Origin of the sequence: Acinetobacter lactucae, from assembly GCF_013122135.1 — a bacterium.
In the GTDB taxonomy this organism is placed as follows: Bacteria; Pseudomonadota; Gammaproteobacteria; order Pseudomonadales; family Moraxellaceae; genus Acinetobacter; species Acinetobacter lactucae.
The window spans coordinates 3880108-3895840 of record NZ_CP053391.1 but is presented as its reverse complement, the minus strand read 5'-3'; the positions used below and the strand labels follow the sequence as shown (position 1 = coordinate 3895840).

The 15733-nt window shown below is 35.7% G+C and carries 13 protein-coding genes; all 13 read left to right on the top strand.

Features of this window, described 5'->3' with window-relative positions; genetic code table 11:
• Window positions 1-10 precede the first annotated feature (10 nt).
• The 13 genes from wecC to galU all read left to right on the top strand — a co-directional run bounded on the left by wecC (window position 11) and on the right by galU (window position 15635).
• Window positions 11-1264 carry a UDP-N-acetyl-D-mannosamine dehydrogenase gene (wecC, locus tag HLV59_RS18185; protein WP_171430529.1) on the top strand — a complete coding sequence of 418 codons (1254 nt, stop codon included), beginning with the start codon at window positions 11-13 and terminating at the stop codon, window positions 1262-1264.
• Window positions 1265-1831, top strand: coding sequence for an acyltransferase (locus HLV59_RS18180; protein WP_171430528.1), 567 nt, complete (start codon window positions 1265-1267; stop codon window positions 1829-1831).
• The gene (locus tag HLV59_RS18175) at window positions 1828-3066 is read left to right on the top strand and encodes a lipopolysaccharide biosynthesis protein (protein ID WP_171430527.1); all 1239 of its coding nucleotides are present in this window, start codon (window positions 1828-1830) and stop codon (window positions 3064-3066) included. Before HLV59_RS18180 ends, HLV59_RS18175 begins: the two co-directional genes overlap by 4 nt.
• Complete coding sequence (locus HLV59_RS18170; protein WP_171430526.1) at window positions 3056-3991, top strand: glycosyltransferase; 936 nt, start codon at window positions 3056-3058, stop codon at window positions 3989-3991. Before HLV59_RS18175 ends, HLV59_RS18170 begins: the two co-directional genes overlap by 11 nt.
• A complete protein-coding gene (locus HLV59_RS18165) occupies window positions 3992-5101 on the top strand; it encodes an EpsG family protein (protein WP_171430525.1) in 1110 nt (369 codons plus the stop codon).
• Window positions 5101-7239 carry a bi-domain-containing oxidoreductase gene (locus tag HLV59_RS18160; RefSeq protein WP_171430524.1) on the top strand — a complete coding sequence of 713 codons (2139 nt, stop codon included), beginning with the start codon at window positions 5101-5103 and terminating at the stop codon, window positions 7237-7239. The genes HLV59_RS18165 and HLV59_RS18160 overlap by 1 nt, the downstream gene beginning before the upstream one ends.
• Window positions 7236-9053, top strand: a complete 1818-nt coding sequence (locus HLV59_RS18155) for a heparinase II/III domain-containing protein (protein WP_171430523.1) — start codon at window positions 7236-7238, stop codon at window positions 9051-9053. The genes HLV59_RS18160 and HLV59_RS18155 overlap by 4 nt, the downstream gene beginning before the upstream one ends.
• Complete coding sequence (locus HLV59_RS18150) at window positions 9050-10261, top strand: glycosyltransferase family 4 protein (RefSeq protein ID WP_171430522.1); 1212 nt, start codon at window positions 9050-9052, stop codon at window positions 10259-10261. Before HLV59_RS18155 ends, HLV59_RS18150 begins: the two co-directional genes overlap by 4 nt.
• Window position 10262: 1 nt before the next feature.
• Window positions 10263-10871, top strand: coding sequence for a sugar transferase (locus tag HLV59_RS18145; protein ID WP_171430521.1), 609 nt, complete (start codon window positions 10263-10265; stop codon window positions 10869-10871).
• Window positions 10868-11527: an acetyltransferase gene (locus tag HLV59_RS18140; RefSeq protein WP_068612743.1), complete on the top strand. Its 660-nt coding sequence runs from the start codon at window positions 10868-10870 to the stop codon at window positions 11525-11527. Before HLV59_RS18145 ends, HLV59_RS18140 begins: the two co-directional genes overlap by 4 nt.
• 28 nt (window positions 11528-11555) lie before the next feature.
• Complete coding sequence (locus HLV59_RS18135; RefSeq protein WP_171430520.1) at window positions 11556-12731, top strand: DegT/DnrJ/EryC1/StrS family aminotransferase; 1176 nt, start codon at window positions 11556-11558, stop codon at window positions 12729-12731.
• 142 nt (window positions 12732-12873) lie between these two features.
• Window positions 12874-14748, top strand: a complete 1875-nt coding sequence (locus tag HLV59_RS18130; RefSeq protein ID WP_171430519.1) for a nucleoside-diphosphate sugar epimerase/dehydratase — start codon at window positions 12874-12876, stop codon at window positions 14746-14748.
• A gap of 11 nt (window positions 14749-14759) precedes the next feature.
• Entirely contained in the window at window positions 14760-15635 is an 876-nt protein-coding gene (gene galU, locus HLV59_RS18125) for a UTP--glucose-1-phosphate uridylyltransferase GalU (RefSeq protein ID WP_171430518.1), read from the top strand.
• The last annotated feature ends 98 nt before the right edge of the window (window positions 15636-15733 follow it).

The following is a 15733-nucleotide window of genomic DNA, read 5'->3' as shown; positions in this document are numbered from 1 at the left end:
AGTATTGAATATGAATAAGTCATTTAAACATATCTGTGTTATAGGTTTAGGTTATATTGGTTTACCAACAGCAGCAACTTTTGCAGCACATGGAATAAAAGTTACTGGTGTGGATGTTAATCAACATGCCGTAGATATGATTAACCAAGGAAAAGTGCACATTGTTGAACCTGACTTAGATGCGTTAGTGCGTGATGTGGTTGCACAAGGTAAGTTATCTGCTCAAACTACTCCATTAGAAGCTGATGCATATATAGTTGCAGTTCCTACTCCTTTTAAAGATGACTATCAACCTGATTTAAAATATATTGAAGCAGCTTCTAAAGCCTTAGCTCCTTTTTTGAAAAAAGGTAATCTCGTTATTCTTGAGTCTACCTCACCTGTAGAAGCAACCGAACAAATGTCAGCTTGGTTGAGCGAAGCTCGCCCCGACTTAAGTTTTCCTCAACAAAAAGGTGAAGAGGCAGATATTTTAGTAGCGCACTGCCCAGAACGAGTATTACCAGGTAAGGTTTTGCAAGAACTGATTAGCAATGACCGTATTATCGGTGGTATGACGCCGCGCTGTTCAAAAGCAGCTTGTGAGCTATACAAAACCTTTGTGAAAGGTGAGTGTATAGAAACAAATGCGCGTACTGCAGAAATGTGTAAATTAACAGAAAACTCTTTCCGAGATGTTAATATTGCCTTTGCAAATGAGCTTTCTATTATTTGTGATAAGTTAGATATTAATGTTTGGGAGTTAATCTCTCTCGCAAATCGTCATCCTCGGGTAAATATTTTACAACCAGGCCCTGGTGTAGGCGGACACTGTATTGCTGTTGATCCATGGTTTATTGTTGCTAAAACACCAGAGCAAGCGCGGTTGATTCGTACCGCACGTGAAGTAAATGATGCAAAACCTGAATGGGTTATCGATCAAGTTAAAATTAAAATTGCTGAATTTTTACAAGCGAATCCAACTAAGACTATTCAAGATGTAACGATTGCTTGCTATGGCTTGGCTTTTAAACCTGATATTGATGATCTTCGTGAGAGTCCAGCATTAGAGATCACTAAGAAATTGGCAGAACAAGGTTTAAATATTCTTGCAGTAGAACCGAATATCAATGAACTCCCAAGCCAGCTGCCTTCAAATATTAAACTGATTTCTGTTGAAGAGCATCAGCAAGCAGATATCCATTTAATTTTGGTCGATCATAAGCAATTTAAAAATATGGACTTCACTTTTTCTTACATTGTAGATACGAAAGGTATTTTATAAATGTATAACCTATTCAAATTTTTTTTTAGACTAGGTGATTACTATCGAGGCCTAAAATTATTTTTGTTAATTAATTTATGTGGTGGTATCTGTAAAGGAGTTCCCAAAGTTGGGAAAAATGTCATTTTCAAATATCCTCCACATAAAGGAATTAAGTTTGGTAAAAAATGCGACATAGGTTCTTTTATACAATTTGATGTACCGCCAGGTGGTGTACTAGAAATTGGAGATAACCTTAAACTAACGAATACAATAAATATTGCTGTGTCCAATAAAGTAAGAATAGGAAATAATGTACTTATTGCTGAAGGGGTTTCAATTAGAGACTCACAGCATAATTACTTAAACTCGGAAGAGTTAATATCACAGCAAGGTTTAGAGGTTGGTGAAATAGAAATAAAGGATGATGTGTGGATTGGTAAAAATAGTATGATTTTACTCAATACGGTCATTCATACAGGATGTGTTATTGGTGCTAGCTCTATAGTAAAAAGCAAAACAACAGATAATTACAGTGTATATGCTGGTCTTCCTTTGAAAAAAATTAAGGAAAGGACTAACAGATGAGAATTTTTATAAAGTTAATGAGCAGCGGCATTCTTGTTCAAGCATTGATGTTGTTGTCGACTTTAGTTTTTTCTCGTATTTATTTGGTGGATGATTTTGGTGAGCTTGCATTTTATGCAAGCTTTGGATCAATAATGGCAATTATAGGTGGATTGCGTTTTGATTATATTTTATTAAAAGAAAGTATATGGGATAAAGTTGGAGCATATTTTTTATCTAATATTTCGAGTTTTTTTTCTAATTTAATCATTTTTTTGTTTTTCTTTATTATTCAATATTTCTTTCATTTATTAAATTATAACTTATTTATTTTATTTTTATTTGGTTTTGGTTTTAGTCTTTTTAATAATCTCACACAATTTTTTGTGGCCCAAAAAAAATATAATTATTTTATAACTTTGAGATTTATACAAGTAATAACAGTATTTGTTATTGCTGCTTTAGCTTACGTTTCCCCATATGAATTAAAAGGATTGTTATGGGCTTATGGTGGGTCTCAATTTTTATTAGGATTAATGGGCTTCGTCTTTGTCTTAAAAAACAAATCGGTTGAGATTAATTTAGTATCTCTCCATAAGTTTTATAAAGAAAATATTTCTGAAGCTGCAAAAAACTCTTTAATAAGTTTCATGCAGTATAGTACACCCCTTATTCCGGTATTTGTTGGCGGTATGTTCTATGATAAAAAAATAATAGGGGCTTATTTTGTATTCTCTCAAATGATAAGTGCTCCTTTAAATGTAATAAGACGAAATTTACTTATATATTTCAATGGGGAATTTTCTTCCAAAGAAAAATTTTATAACGCTTTTTATAAAGTGTTTTCTCTAACCCGCTTTGTACTCTTTTTAAGTATTTTATCTGTCGTATTATTAATAACTTATTTCTTTAAAGATGAGTTAACAATTTTAGTTCTGGGAAGCCAGTGGTCGCCTTACGCTTATTTGTTGTTGCCTTTAGTATTTTATTTTGTTTTTGACAGCCTCTTACAACCTTTCACAACACTTTTGCCACTATGGAATAAAGTGAATATTTCTTTATTATACGAAGGGTGTAGATTCATCCTATTGGTAATTGTACTTCCAGTATTAATTCATATTTTTAAATTCGATTTTGTTATTTTTCTAACAATCTATATTTTTATTATGTTATGCGTTTATCTGATGATTTTTTATAAAATTTTTAGTCTTCCTTCAAGTTTGGGAGAGAAACTGGAGGCATCTAATGAAAATTAATAAAGAAACAATCATTATCGGTGGAATACCAAATCCAATTGGTGGAGTAACTACTTTCTTGAGTAGATTAATTAAGGCTTACTCTCAATATGTTGTAATGCTTTTTGACTTATATCCAAGTGAAGATAAAAAAATCCCTAAGAATTTTTCTGGTCATTATAAGTTAGCTAAAAATAAAATTATCGCTATTTTTCTGGTTTTTTTAGCTCAATTAAAATATAGAAATAAGAATTTTTTCTTTAATTTTTCCTCTGGGAATAGTTTGGTATTTTTTATTTTTCTACCAAAGATAAATAACGAATGGTCTTTAATGCTACATCATGGTCATTTGACGAGTGGATTACCCAAATTTTTATTAAAATTTATTTTGAATAAATTTGATACTATTTATACTTTAAGTGCTCGACAAGCAGATTTTTATAAAAGTATTAATCCTCAATATTCTTTAATTAGTGAAAGTTCGTATGTGCCTGCCAGTCTAGTAGATATAGATGAATCTGAAAAGTTACCTTTAAATATAGTAACAGATTCTAAACTTAAGGTTGTGGTTGGGTCAGGCTTTCCACGAGCACTTTATCAACATCATCTATTAATTGATTTGATTAATAAAAATCAAAATGCTTACTTATTTCTTTTTCTTTATGGTGAAGGTGAATTAAAACATCAACTTTTAAATTTAAATCATCCAAGAATTAAAGTGTTTATTGATAAGGAAGAGGATATTTTTAATTATTATCTTTCAAATGCAGATTTGTATGTTCGCCCTACTTTGGAAGACAGCTTCGGAATAGCCTGTGCTGATGCTATAGAATTTGGAGTTCCTGTAATTGCTTCAGATGTGTGTAAAAGGTACTCAGGTGTGCAAGTGTATAATACTGAAGAGTTTCTTTTTCTTAAAAGCAGAAATGTATTGGAGAAAGAGTAGATGTTTTATTATTATATATTTACTTTAGTTGCTAGTTGGCTATATTTTTTTAATAGGAAGGCTGGCTATTATATATTGCTTTTAGGCGTACCACTATTTTTATTAACTCTTCCTACTACAGGTTTAGATTATGATTATTATAAAGAATCATATGATAATGCTACCTTTATAAGTACGTTTCCATTTTTTGAAAGTATATCATCTTTAACAGCAGAACCTTTATATGTATGGTACACTTCTGTTATATCGGTACTTTCTCAATTAGAATTTCCTGCCTTTTTAGCATTAAATTTTATTTTTTCAGCTTTTTTATTTTCTTTTGCTCTTTCAAAGTTTCCAAATGATCTGAAAAAGTATTTTTTCCTTTTTATTCTACCAATTATTATACCTACCCTTTTTTACTTTTCTCCTCGCTCATCTATATCATTTGCATTTATATTGATTGGTTTTTTTAAACTATGCCATGATAGGAAAAATTTAGGTATCTTATTTTTATTTATTGGTTTCTCTTTCCATACACAATATTTTTTAATTGGGTTGTATATTTTAGTCTTATATTTTTTAAGTTCTAAAAAAGATTTGTTAAATATAAATAATATTGTATTAATAAATTTTGTATTGGCTTTATTACTGTTTTTATTTCTTCACTTTATTTCCTTTTTTGAAAACATTGTAGCTACAGTATTTTCTTTTCTTCCTAGTGCTTCAGTTGCATTGGCTAAATTACACTACGTATCTGATGAAGATGGTGGCGGTGGAGGGGGTTTTAGATTAACAGGATTATTGTCAGTATTGATTTATCCTGCTATTTTATTTTATTTCTTAAGGACTATTAAATTAAATAATTATCCAGTTAACACAAAGTTTTTGTTTTGTTTAGTGGGTGTTGTTTTTTTTGGCATAGCCGTTAATATTGCCTTTATTAGCGAACCACATGTAGCTGGGCGTTTATCGAGATTTAGTGATTATTTTTGTATGGGTTTTTTAATTCCATATGTTTTATATGTTAATAAACATTATTTAAGTATCAAGATTATATCATTAGTAATGTGTTTATTAACTCCTATTTTATTTAAAACTTTATATATTGGTGCATTTGAGATTTTCTAATGAAACAAATTCTTCAAGATATGGCAAATGGTGGTACGACTGTAACAGAAGCTCCTGTACCCCAATGTTCCAAAGGTCATTTACTTATTTCCACAACAACTTCGCTTATTTCTGCTGGAACAGAACGTATGTTAGTGGGCTTTGGTAAAGCTTCTTTAATTGATAAAGCTCGCCAACAACCTGAAAAAGTGAAAATGGTGCTTGAAAAAGTACAAACTGATGGACTGTTAACTACTTATGATGCGGTTAAATCAAAATTAGCTCAACCTTTAGCACTTGGTTACTGTAATGTAGGTGTTGTGCATGAAGTAGGTGCGGGAGTTGATGATTTTCAAGTAGGTGATCGTGTCGTTTCAAATGGTCCACATGCTGATATGGTAAAAGTACCTAAAAACCTTTGTGCCAAAATTCCAGATAATGTAAGCGATGAATCTGCTTCATTTGCTGTAGTTGCTAGCATTGGTTTACAAGGTATTCGTCTTGCTCAGCCTACCTTAGGCGAGAGTTTCGTAGTAACTGGTGCTGGTTTGATTGGTTTGTTAACCATTCAAATGTTAAGAGCTAATGGTTGTCGTGTTCTTGCGATTGACTTTGATCAAAGTAAACTTGAGCTAGCAAAACAATTTGGTGCAGAAGTATGTAATCCGGGTAAAGGTGAAGATCCGGTTGCTGTTGGTTTGGCATTCAGTCGTGGTGTTGGTGTGGATGGGGTCATTATTACCGCTTCAACTAAGGTAAGTGATCCTGTTATTCAAGCAGCTCGTATGAGCCGAAAGCGTGGCCGTATTATTCTAGTTGGTGTAACAGGTTTAGAGTTAAACCGTGCTGATTTTTATGAAAAAGAACTTAGTTTTCAAGTTTCTTGTTCATATGGTCCAGGTCGTTACGATACTGAATATGAAGACAAGGGTAATGACTATCCACTCGGCTTTGTGCGTTGGACTGAGCAACGCAACTTTGTTGCCGTTTTGGATATGATGGCTGCAGGTACCTTAAATGTAGAGCCTTTAATTACACAGCGTTTTGAATTTGAAGACGCACCCAAAGCTTATGAAGCATTGACGGAAGACAAATCAGGTCTGGGTTTGTTGCTTAAATATAACTCTCCAGTTGAAACTCGTTTAGAAAAACGAGTGGTTTTACGCCCAATTTCTATTGAGCCAAAGAATGCTGTTGTTGGTTTTATTGGTGCGGGTAATTATGCTTCTCGTATCTTGATTCCTGCTTTCAAAAAAGCATCTTCTCAATTACATACCATCGTAACTTCTGGTGGCATTAATGGGGTTATTCATGGAGAAAAAACAGGATTTGCCGAAGCTTCGACAGATCTGGATGGTTTATTAAATAATAAAGATATTAATACCGTCGCGATTGCGACACGTCATAATAGCCATGCTTACTTTGTTGAAAAAGTTTTATCAGCAGGTAAGAATGTTTTTGTTGAAAAGCCATTGGCTCTGACTGTCGAAGAAATTGAAAAAATTGAAGCGGTCTACAATCAAAATATCCAGAATAATCAATATGCACGAGTCATGGTGGGCTTCAACCGTCGTTTCTCACCACAAGTGCAAAAAATGAAAACTTTGCTGGATACAGTGAAAGAGCCGAAAAGCTTTATCATGACCATGAATGCAGGTGCGATACCAGCAGATCATTGGACACAAGATAATGCAGTTGGTGGAGGACGAATTATTGGGGAAGCATGTCACTTTATCGACTTGATGCGCTTCCTAGCAGGTTCAAAAATTGTTTCTATTCAGGCTCGACGTATGGGCGAAACTGATGCAGTACAGGTTCTAGAAGATAAGGCTTCAATTACGCTTGGTTTTGAAGATGGGTCATTTGGCACGATTTTCTACTTGGCAAATGGCGCTTCAAGCTTCCCTAAAGAGCGTGTAGAAGTCTTTACAGCAGGTCGAGTATTACAACTAGATAATTTCAGAAAGCTAAAAGCATTTGGCTGGCCTGGATTTAACAAGATGAATCTGTGGCGTCAAGATAAAGGTCAAGATGCTTGTGCTGCAGTCTTTGTAGACAGTATTCGAGATGGAAAAGAAGCACCAATTCCTGCCGATGAAATTTTTGAAGTTGCTAGAGTGACCATTCAGGTTGCCGAAATTTTAAGAGCACAAACATGAGTTTAGTCATTAAAGGTCAAACAGCGCTTGCATTAGGGCTGTTTAATTTGTTCAGAGTGTTTAAATATCGTGTGGGCGTAAAAACAGGTTTAAACCCTGTACAAAAGCTGTCTGCACAATTGCCAACGGGTTGCTTCTTTAGTCAGCGTGTTGCCACTGAAGCAAAGACGACTGTACCCGTAAACCCAACTTTAACAGCTTTTGGATACCTCAAGTATCCAGTGGCTGGACAGCTTCCCAATTGGTTCTATAGCCCTTTAACTCAGCATACTTTTCAAAATACAGAAAAGGCGTGGTATCAAATTCCAGATTTTGATGGAAATGTTGGTGATATTAAAGGCATCTGGGAGGCTTCTCGTTTTGACTGGCTAATCGACCTTGCACTACACGAGCGTCAAGTGAGAGATGGGCAAGCATTGCTTCAGCTTGATTTATGGTTGAATGATTGGTGTGAGAAGAACCCTGCTTATTTTGGGCCGAATTGGAAATGTGGGCAGGAAGCATCCATCCGTGTCATGCATATCATTACTGCACTCATCGGTTTAGAGCAAGAGCAGCATCCGCATGACAATGTCTGTGCATTTATCGAGGCACATTTAAAGCGTATTGAACCTACAATTGATTATGCGATTGCTCAGGATAATAATCATGGCACCTCTGAGGCTGCTGCACTTTATATAGGTGGAGCCTTCTTAAATGCAAATAAACCTTTGCCACAATATAAAAAATGGCAAGCTTTAGGCGAAAAATGGTTAGCTAATAGGGCAAACAAGCTTATCATGCAAGATGGCGGCTTTAGCCAATATTCAATTAATTATCATCGAGTGATGTTAGATTCTTATTGTTTAGCTGAAATAGTTCGCCGAAAATTAGTATTAAAGCCTTTTTCAGAACAGTTATATCGTCAATTGCAGAAAGCGACAGACTGGTTATATGTATTAACTCAAGCTGATGGAGATGTGCCCAATTTAGGTGCAAATGATGGTGCGCGACTCCTTCCAGTAAGTCAGACCGATTATCGTGATTTTAGACCAACAGTTCAGTTGGCAAGTACCTTATTCCATCAACATAGTTATTATCAAGATTTAGGAACTTATGATCAAAGTTTAAATTTTTTTCATATACATAAATTGGAAAAAGAAAACTTTAAATTACCTTCACGAAATCAAATTTTTAATGAAAGTGGTTTAATTACCTCTGAAAAAGATAATTTCTTTATTGCTTTTAAGTTGCCGAAATTTAAATTCCGTCCAAGTCAGTGTGATGGACTGCATTTAGATGTTTGGTTTAAAGGTCAGAATATACTAAGAGATGGTGGTACCTATAGTTATAATTCCTCACCAGAAGACTTAGAATATTTCTCTGGCGTTGCTAGCCACAATACAGTTGAGTTTGATAAACACCAACAAATGCCACGCTTAAGCCGCTTCTTGTTTGGTGCTTGGCTGACTCCAAAAAATTTAACTTATAAACCATATGAGTTTGGCTGTGGCTACCAAGACTATTGGCAGTGTGAACATCACCGTAAAGTTTTATTAACAGATAATCAAATAGAAGTAGTAGATAATATTTCTGGTTTTCAGCAACAAGCTATTTTACGTTGGCGTTTACAACCAGATCACTGGGTATTAAACAATAATATTTTAACCAATGGAAAAGTTGAGATAATTTTAGAAGCTGAGCATTCTATTTCTATTCATCTCACAGAGGGTGAAGAGTCGAGATATTATTATCAAAAGACTAAATTGCCTGTTCTGGAAATTACAGCGATACAACCGACTACGATTTTTACCGTAATTAAAGATATAACATGAAGATTCTATATTTCCATCAACATTTTTCTACACCAAAAGGGTCAGCTGGGATTCGTTCTTATGCCATGGCTCAATCATTGATACGTAATGGACATCAAGTCACTATGGTCTGCGGTTCTTTTGGTGCTGGTCAGACTGGTTTAACTCAACCTTTTAGTAAAGGGGTACGTCGGGGAGTAGTGGATGGTATAGATATTATTGAATTTGAATTGCCTTATTCAAATAGTTTATCGTTTTTAAAGCGAATTCTAATTTTTTTAAGTTTTGCATTTAAATCAATTAAAGTCGCTCTGACTGAGCAATATGATATTGTTTTTGCAACCACTACCCCTTTAACAGCAGGTATCCCAGGTATTTTTGCTAAATGGTTACGTCGGAAACCTTTTGTTTTTGAGGTGCGTGACTTATGGCCTGAGCTTCCGAAAGCTATGGGTGTAATAAAAAATCCTATTGTGTTATGGATGATGTCAGTACTTGAGTGGACTTCTTATCATTCTGCTGATCGTTTAGTTGGCTTATCACCTGGAATCGTGGATGGTATAATCAAACGGGGTATTGCACCTGAAAAAGTTGCCTCTATTCCTAATGGATGTGATTTAGATATTTTTGCTTCTGAACACCAACCATGGCGCCCAGCAGGTGTGAAAGAAACTGACTTGATGGCAATTTTTACAGGGACGCATGGCTTGGCAAATGGCTTGAATGCTGTGTTAGATGCAGCTGTAGAGTTGAAAGCCCGCCAAAGAACAGATATTAAACTTGTTCTTGTCGGTGATGGCATGCAGAAAAAAGCATTAATTGAACGAGCAGAAAAGCTTCAATTGGATAATGTAGTTTTTCATGATCCTGTTAACAAAGCAAAGTTAGCGGGTCTTATGTCAAGTGCAGATATTGGTTTGCAAATTTTAGCGAATGTCCCTGCTTTTTATTATGGTACATCTCCTAATAAATTCTTTGACTATATTTCTGCAGGTTTACCAGTTCTAAATAACTATCCAGGTTGGTTAGCTGAGTTAATTACAAAGGAACAATGCGGATTTGCTGTTCCTCCTGAAAATTCAAAAGCCTTTGCTGATGCATTGGAACAAGCTGCCGATCAACGTGAGCAGCTCAATCAGATGGGTAAAAATGGCCAGCAAGTGGCTAAAGAACAGTTTAACCGCTCCATTCTTTCTCAAAAGTTCTCTGACTGGGTAACAGGAGCATAATATGCTAAAGCGTTTATTGGATATTGTTATTGCTTCTATTGCCCTTACTTTACTCTCACCACTATATTTCTATGTTGCATATAAGGTGAAAAAAAATTTAGGCTCACCTGTATTGTTTCGCCAAGTTCGCCCTGGCTTACACGGGAAGCCTTTTGAAATGATTAAGTTTCGAACTATGAAAGATGCAACAGATGTACAGGGTAATCCTTTACCAGATAGTGAGCGCCTAACGCCATTTGGTAAAATGCTTCGTTCTACTAGTCTGGATGAAATGCCTGAGCTGTGGAATGTAATTAAAGGTGATATGAGTATTGTAGGTCCAAGGCCCTTATTGATGGAGTACTTGCCACTTTATAATAAAGAACAAGCAAAGCGTCATGATGTACGTCCAGGAATGACTGGCCACGCGCAAGTGAATGGACGTAATGCTATTGGCTGGGAAGAAAAATTTAAACTTGATACGTGGTACGTTGAAAATAGATCGCTTTGGTTAGACTTTAAAATAATGCTGCAAACCGTTAAAAAAGTAATTGCTAAAGATGATATTAATGAAGCGGGTGAGGCGACGATGACGAAGTTTACAGGTTCAAAGTCGGAAGCAGATAAATGAATAATCAGGTCTATGCTATTTATGGTGCTTCGGGCTGTGGCCGTAGTTTGATGCCAGTTGCAAGACAACAGCTTCAACGTCAGGGTATTTCAGCTGAAATTTATTTTATTGATGATAGTTTACAAGAAGAAAAATTAGTAAATGGCCATAGAGCTTTAAACTATCAATCTTTTAAATCAATAGATTGCTCTTATAAATACGTATTAATTGCGATTGCGAATAGTCAGATTCGTGAAAAAATCGCAAATCAATTGGTTGTTGATGGTATTAAACTTTGGTCCATACAAGCTGATAACACAGTAATTATGGATAACGTAGAAATTAGTGAAGGCGCAGCTCTAAGTCCTTTTGTTTCAATTACATCAAACATAAAAATTGGTAAATGTTTTCATGCTAATTTATACAGCTATGTTGAGCATGATTGTGTGATTGGTGACTATGTGACTTTTGCCCCTGGCGTTAAATGCAATGGTAATATTCACATTGAAGATCATGCATATATTGGTGCTGGAGCAGTTATTAAACAAGGCACACCTGATAACCCTTTAATAATTGGTGAAGGTGCTATTGTTGGAATGGGCGCTGTAGTGACTAAAAGCGTGCCAGCGGGTGTAACTGTTGTAGGTAATCCTGCAAGAATTTTAGAAAGAAAGTAAGTAAGAAATATTTTATTAGGAAGTTAAAATGTTAAACACTGCATTTGAACCATGGCCAAGTTTTACAATAGAAGAAGCTGACGCAGTCAAAAATGTATTACTATCAAATAAGGTAAATTATTGGACCGGTCAAGAGTGTAGAATTTTTGAAAAAGAATTCGCTGAGTTTTCTGGTACAAAATATGCGGTTGCTTTAGCAAATGGTACCGTGGCTCTAGATGTCGCATTAAAAGCTTTAGATATTGGCGCGGGTGATGATGTTATTGTGACGTCTCGTACTTTTTTAGCTTCAGCAAGTTCGATTGTAACAGCTGGCGCTAATCCTGTTTTTGCAGATGTCGAATTAGATTCTCAAAATATTTCACGTCGTACGATTGAGGCTGTACTTACACCAAATACTAAAGCCATTATTTGTGTACATTTAGCTGGTTGGATGTGTGATATGGATCCGATTATGCAACTTGCTGCCGAGCGCGGTATATATGTTATTGAAGACTGCGCCCAAGCTCATGGAGCAAAATATAAAGGTAAAGCAGCGGGCTCTATTGGTCATATTGCGGCATGGTCATTTTGCCAAGACAAAATTATGACAACTGGTGGTGAGGGTGGTATGGTCACCACGAATGATGAAACGCTTTGGAAAAAAATGTGGTCTTATAAAGATCATGGTAAAAGTTACGACAGTATTTATAATAAACAGCACCCACCAGGTTTCCGTTGGTTACATGACTCATTCGGAACTAACTGGCGTATGATGGAAATGCAAGCAGTGATTGGTCGAATTCAGCTAACTCGTATGGCTGAATGGACTAAAAAACGTACTGAAAATGCAGAAAAGATTTTAAAAGCCTTTAACGGCTCTCCTTTCTTTAGTGTTCATACTCCCTCTGTAGATTATGTCCATGCATATTATAAATGCTATGTCCAAGTGAATTTAGAAGCCTTGCCAGATGGTTGGTCACGAGATCGTATTATGCAAGAAATTAACTCTCAGGAAGTGCCTTGTTTTAGTGGGTCTTGTTCTGAAGTTTATTTAGAGCATGCATTTGATGGTACACCATGGCGTCCAGAAAAGCGTCTAGAAAATGCACAGAAATTAGGTGAAACCAGTTTAATGTTTTTGGTTCATCCGACTTTGAGTCAAGACAGTATAGAAAAAACGATTCTTGCAATTAATGCTGTTAATAGAGCTTTACAATCATAAAAAATGTGAAGCTATGCACATAGCTTTCTTTTGAATTATGATCTGACTTAAAGTTATGTAACCGCTGCGTAAATTTTATTTCTACTTATATAAGAAATGAGTATAAATATCGCACGGTTACTAGAACGATTAGAAGAGTATTGTGAAAAAGATTATTTATCAGTTTGCGTCAGCTCCTCGGCTTACAAAACAATGTTTTTTGGTTCTTATCGACCTGTTCGCTTTTCCTGTTATTTTGTGGCTATGTTATGCCATTCGATTATTTGATTTAGGTGCTGAGGTTATTCCAGGCATCAACTATGGTGTGGCATTTGTTACAATTTTAGCCATCCTAAGCTTAATGCTAACTGGAGTTTACCGGTTTATTGTCCGTACTTTTAATGAAGCCTTTATTGCTAAATTAGCGATTGCGGTTACATTGATGGTCATCGTTTTATATGGCATGAATGCTTTTTCACCTGCATTTGTTCCGACTTCAATTCCATTAATGTTCGGCTTCTTAATGTTTGGTTGGGTGTGGTGTAGTCGTGCATTTATTCGTTTTATCGTAAAAGCTACGTTACAAACTGGTGAAGAGCGTAAACGAATTGCGATTTACGGTGCTGGTGATGCAGGTCAGCAAATTGCAGCTGTGCTTTATCGTTCTGGTAATCATTTACCCGTTTTTTTCATTGACGATAATGCATCTTTACAAGACCATATGGTTGGCGGTTTAAAAGTATTATCTTTAGGAAAAGCTTTACAACGTTTTGAAAAATATAAAACTGATGAAATTTTGCTAGCATTACCTTCAGTAGGCCGTGTGCGTAAAACTGAAATTATTCAACAGCTAGAACCTGCACATCTTAAAATTACTGAGCTTCCTGGCCTTACACAACTTGTTGATGGTGAACTGAAAGTTGCAGATATTCGTGAAGTAGACATTATTGACTTACTGGGACGTGATCCTGTACCTCCTATAGATCATTTACTTGCAAAAAATATCCATAATAAGATCGTTATGGTCACTGGTGCGGGTGGTTCTATTGGTTCTGAGTTATGCCGTCAAATAATTAAAAATCAGCCTAAGATGTTGATTATCTATGAAATTACAGAGTTTGCGCTTTATAGTATAGATAAAGAATTACGTTTAGCAGCTCAATGTGAAATTGTTCCTATTTTAGGTACAGTGCAAGATCAACAGAAATTAGAACGTATTATCGAGCAATATGGTGTTCAGACCGTTTACCATGCTGCTGCTTATAAACATGTACCTTTAGTTGAGTGTAACCCAATTGCAGGATTAAAGAACAATGCGATTGGTACTGCGAATAGTCTAAATGCAGCTGTGAAAAAAGGTGTGGAGACATTCGTTCTCATCTCGACCGATAAAGCAGTACGTCCCACCAATGTCATGGGTGCATCAAAACGTATGGCAGAACTTTACTGCCAAGCCATGGCTGAAGCCCAAAAACAGACCCAAATTAGTATCGTGCGTTTTGGTAATGTATTAGGGTCTTCTGGCTCAGTAGTGCCGTTATTTAAACAGCAAATTGCCAAAGGTGGTCCAATTACTGTGACTCATCCTGAAGTAACACGTTACTTCATGACTATTCCTGAAGCATCTCAGTTAGTTATTCAAGCTGGTGCATTAGGTAGAGGCGGTGATGTGTTTTTACTTGATATGGGTGAACCTGTCCGTATTCAGGACTTAGCTCGCCAAATGATTTCTTTAAGTGGTTTAACTGTGCGTGAACAAGGTTCAATGCAAGGGGATATCGAAATTCATTATAGTGGATTGCGTCCAGGTGAGAAACTTTACGAAGAATTATTAATTGATCAAGAAAATACTGAATATACCGAGCATAGTAGAATTCTTCGATCTTTTGAGAAATTCTACCCTCTTACAGAAATTCAAGAAGTCTTTGATCGAGTGAATAATATGACTGCTGTCCAGCAAGATATTGATTGGGCGCTATGTCAACTTGAACACTATGTTGATGGTTATAAACGTAGTAAAGATATTATGGTTAATTAGAGAGTAAAGGTGTGATTAAAAAGGCAGTTTTACCTGTAGCTGGATTAGGTACACGTTTTTTACCGGCAAGTAAGTCAATTCCTAAAGAAATGGTCACAGTAGTTGATCGTCCTGCGATTGAATATGTAGTGCGTGAAGCTGTAGAAGCAGGAATTGAGCAAATTATTCTGGTAACGCACTCATCTAAAGCATCAATTGAAAATTATTTTGATCGAAACTTTGAACTTGAAACGACTTTAGAGCAGAAGAAAAAGTTTGATCTGCTTGATGAGATTACTCAAATTATCCCACCTCATATAAGTGTAGTGAGTATAAGACAGCCTCAACCTTTGGGTTTGGGGCATGCTGTTTTATGCGCAAAAAGTATTATTGGTCAAGATGATTTTGCTGTGTTGTTACCTGATGTATTGGTTAAAGACAACTCGGGACAAAATAATCTATCGCGCATGATTTCTCGTTATGAAGTGAGTCAAGCTGCTCAAATCATGGTTGAAGCAGTACCGGATCATTTAGTAGATCAATATGGGATTGTTGATGTAAAACAGAGCCCGGCTGAGGGTGAAAGTATTGTCATGCAGGGTATTGTCGAAAAGCCTGCTGTCGGCTCTGCACCTTCTAATTTATCTGTAGTCGGACGTTATATTTTACCTGCTAAGATTATGCAGCTTCTAGAGAATACGCCGAAAGGAGCGGGCAATGAAATTCAGTTAACTGATGCTATTGCGATGCTTCAAAGTACAGACATAGTGGAAGCCTATCGGATGCAAGGTCAAACTTTTGACTGTGGCAGTAAAATTGGTTATTTGAAAGCTGTACTACATTATGGCGTTGCACACCCTAAATTGGGATTAGAATTTAAACATCTGATTCAAGAACTTAAACTATAAATTTTTGTAGCTCTGCTTAAGTATTTGTAAAAACTGCTGAATATGGTAGCAGAGCAGTATATTCTTTTCTTGGAAAAGGAATAGAAATCTATAAATCA

Coding starts and splice junctions, on each gene's coding strand:
- HLV59_RS18165 (WP_171430525.1), top strand. CDS start 3,992: ATGTTTTATTATTATATATTTACTTTAGTTGCTAGTTGGCTATATTTT.
- HLV59_RS18160 (WP_171430524.1), top strand. CDS start 5,101: ATGAAACAAATTCTTCAAGATATGGCAAATGGTGGTACGACTGTAACA.
- HLV59_RS18135 (WP_171430520.1), top strand. CDS start 11,556: ATGTTAAACACTGCATTTGAACCATGGCCAAGTTTTACAATAGAAGAA.
- HLV59_RS18175 (WP_171430527.1), top strand. CDS start 1,828: ATGAGAATTTTTATAAAGTTAATGAGCAGCGGCATTCTTGTTCAAGCA.
- HLV59_RS18170 (WP_171430526.1), top strand. CDS start 3,056: ATGAAAATTAATAAAGAAACAATCATTATCGGTGGAATACCAAATCCA.
- wecC (WP_171430529.1), top strand. CDS start 11: ATGAATAAGTCATTTAAACATATCTGTGTTATAGGTTTAGGTTATATT.
- HLV59_RS18145 (WP_171430521.1), top strand. CDS start 10,263: ATGCTAAAGCGTTTATTGGATATTGTTATTGCTTCTATTGCCCTTACT.
- HLV59_RS18150 (WP_171430522.1), top strand. CDS start 9,050: ATGAAGATTCTATATTTCCATCAACATTTTTCTACACCAAAAGGGTCA.
- HLV59_RS18180 (WP_171430528.1), top strand. CDS start 1,265: ATGTATAACCTATTCAAATTTTTTTTTAGACTAGGTGATTACTATCGA.
- HLV59_RS18155 (WP_171430523.1), top strand. CDS start 7,236: ATGAGTTTAGTCATTAAAGGTCAAACAGCGCTTGCATTAGGGCTGTTT.
- HLV59_RS18140 (WP_068612743.1), top strand. CDS start 10,868: ATGAATAATCAGGTCTATGCTATTTATGGTGCTTCGGGCTGTGGCCGT.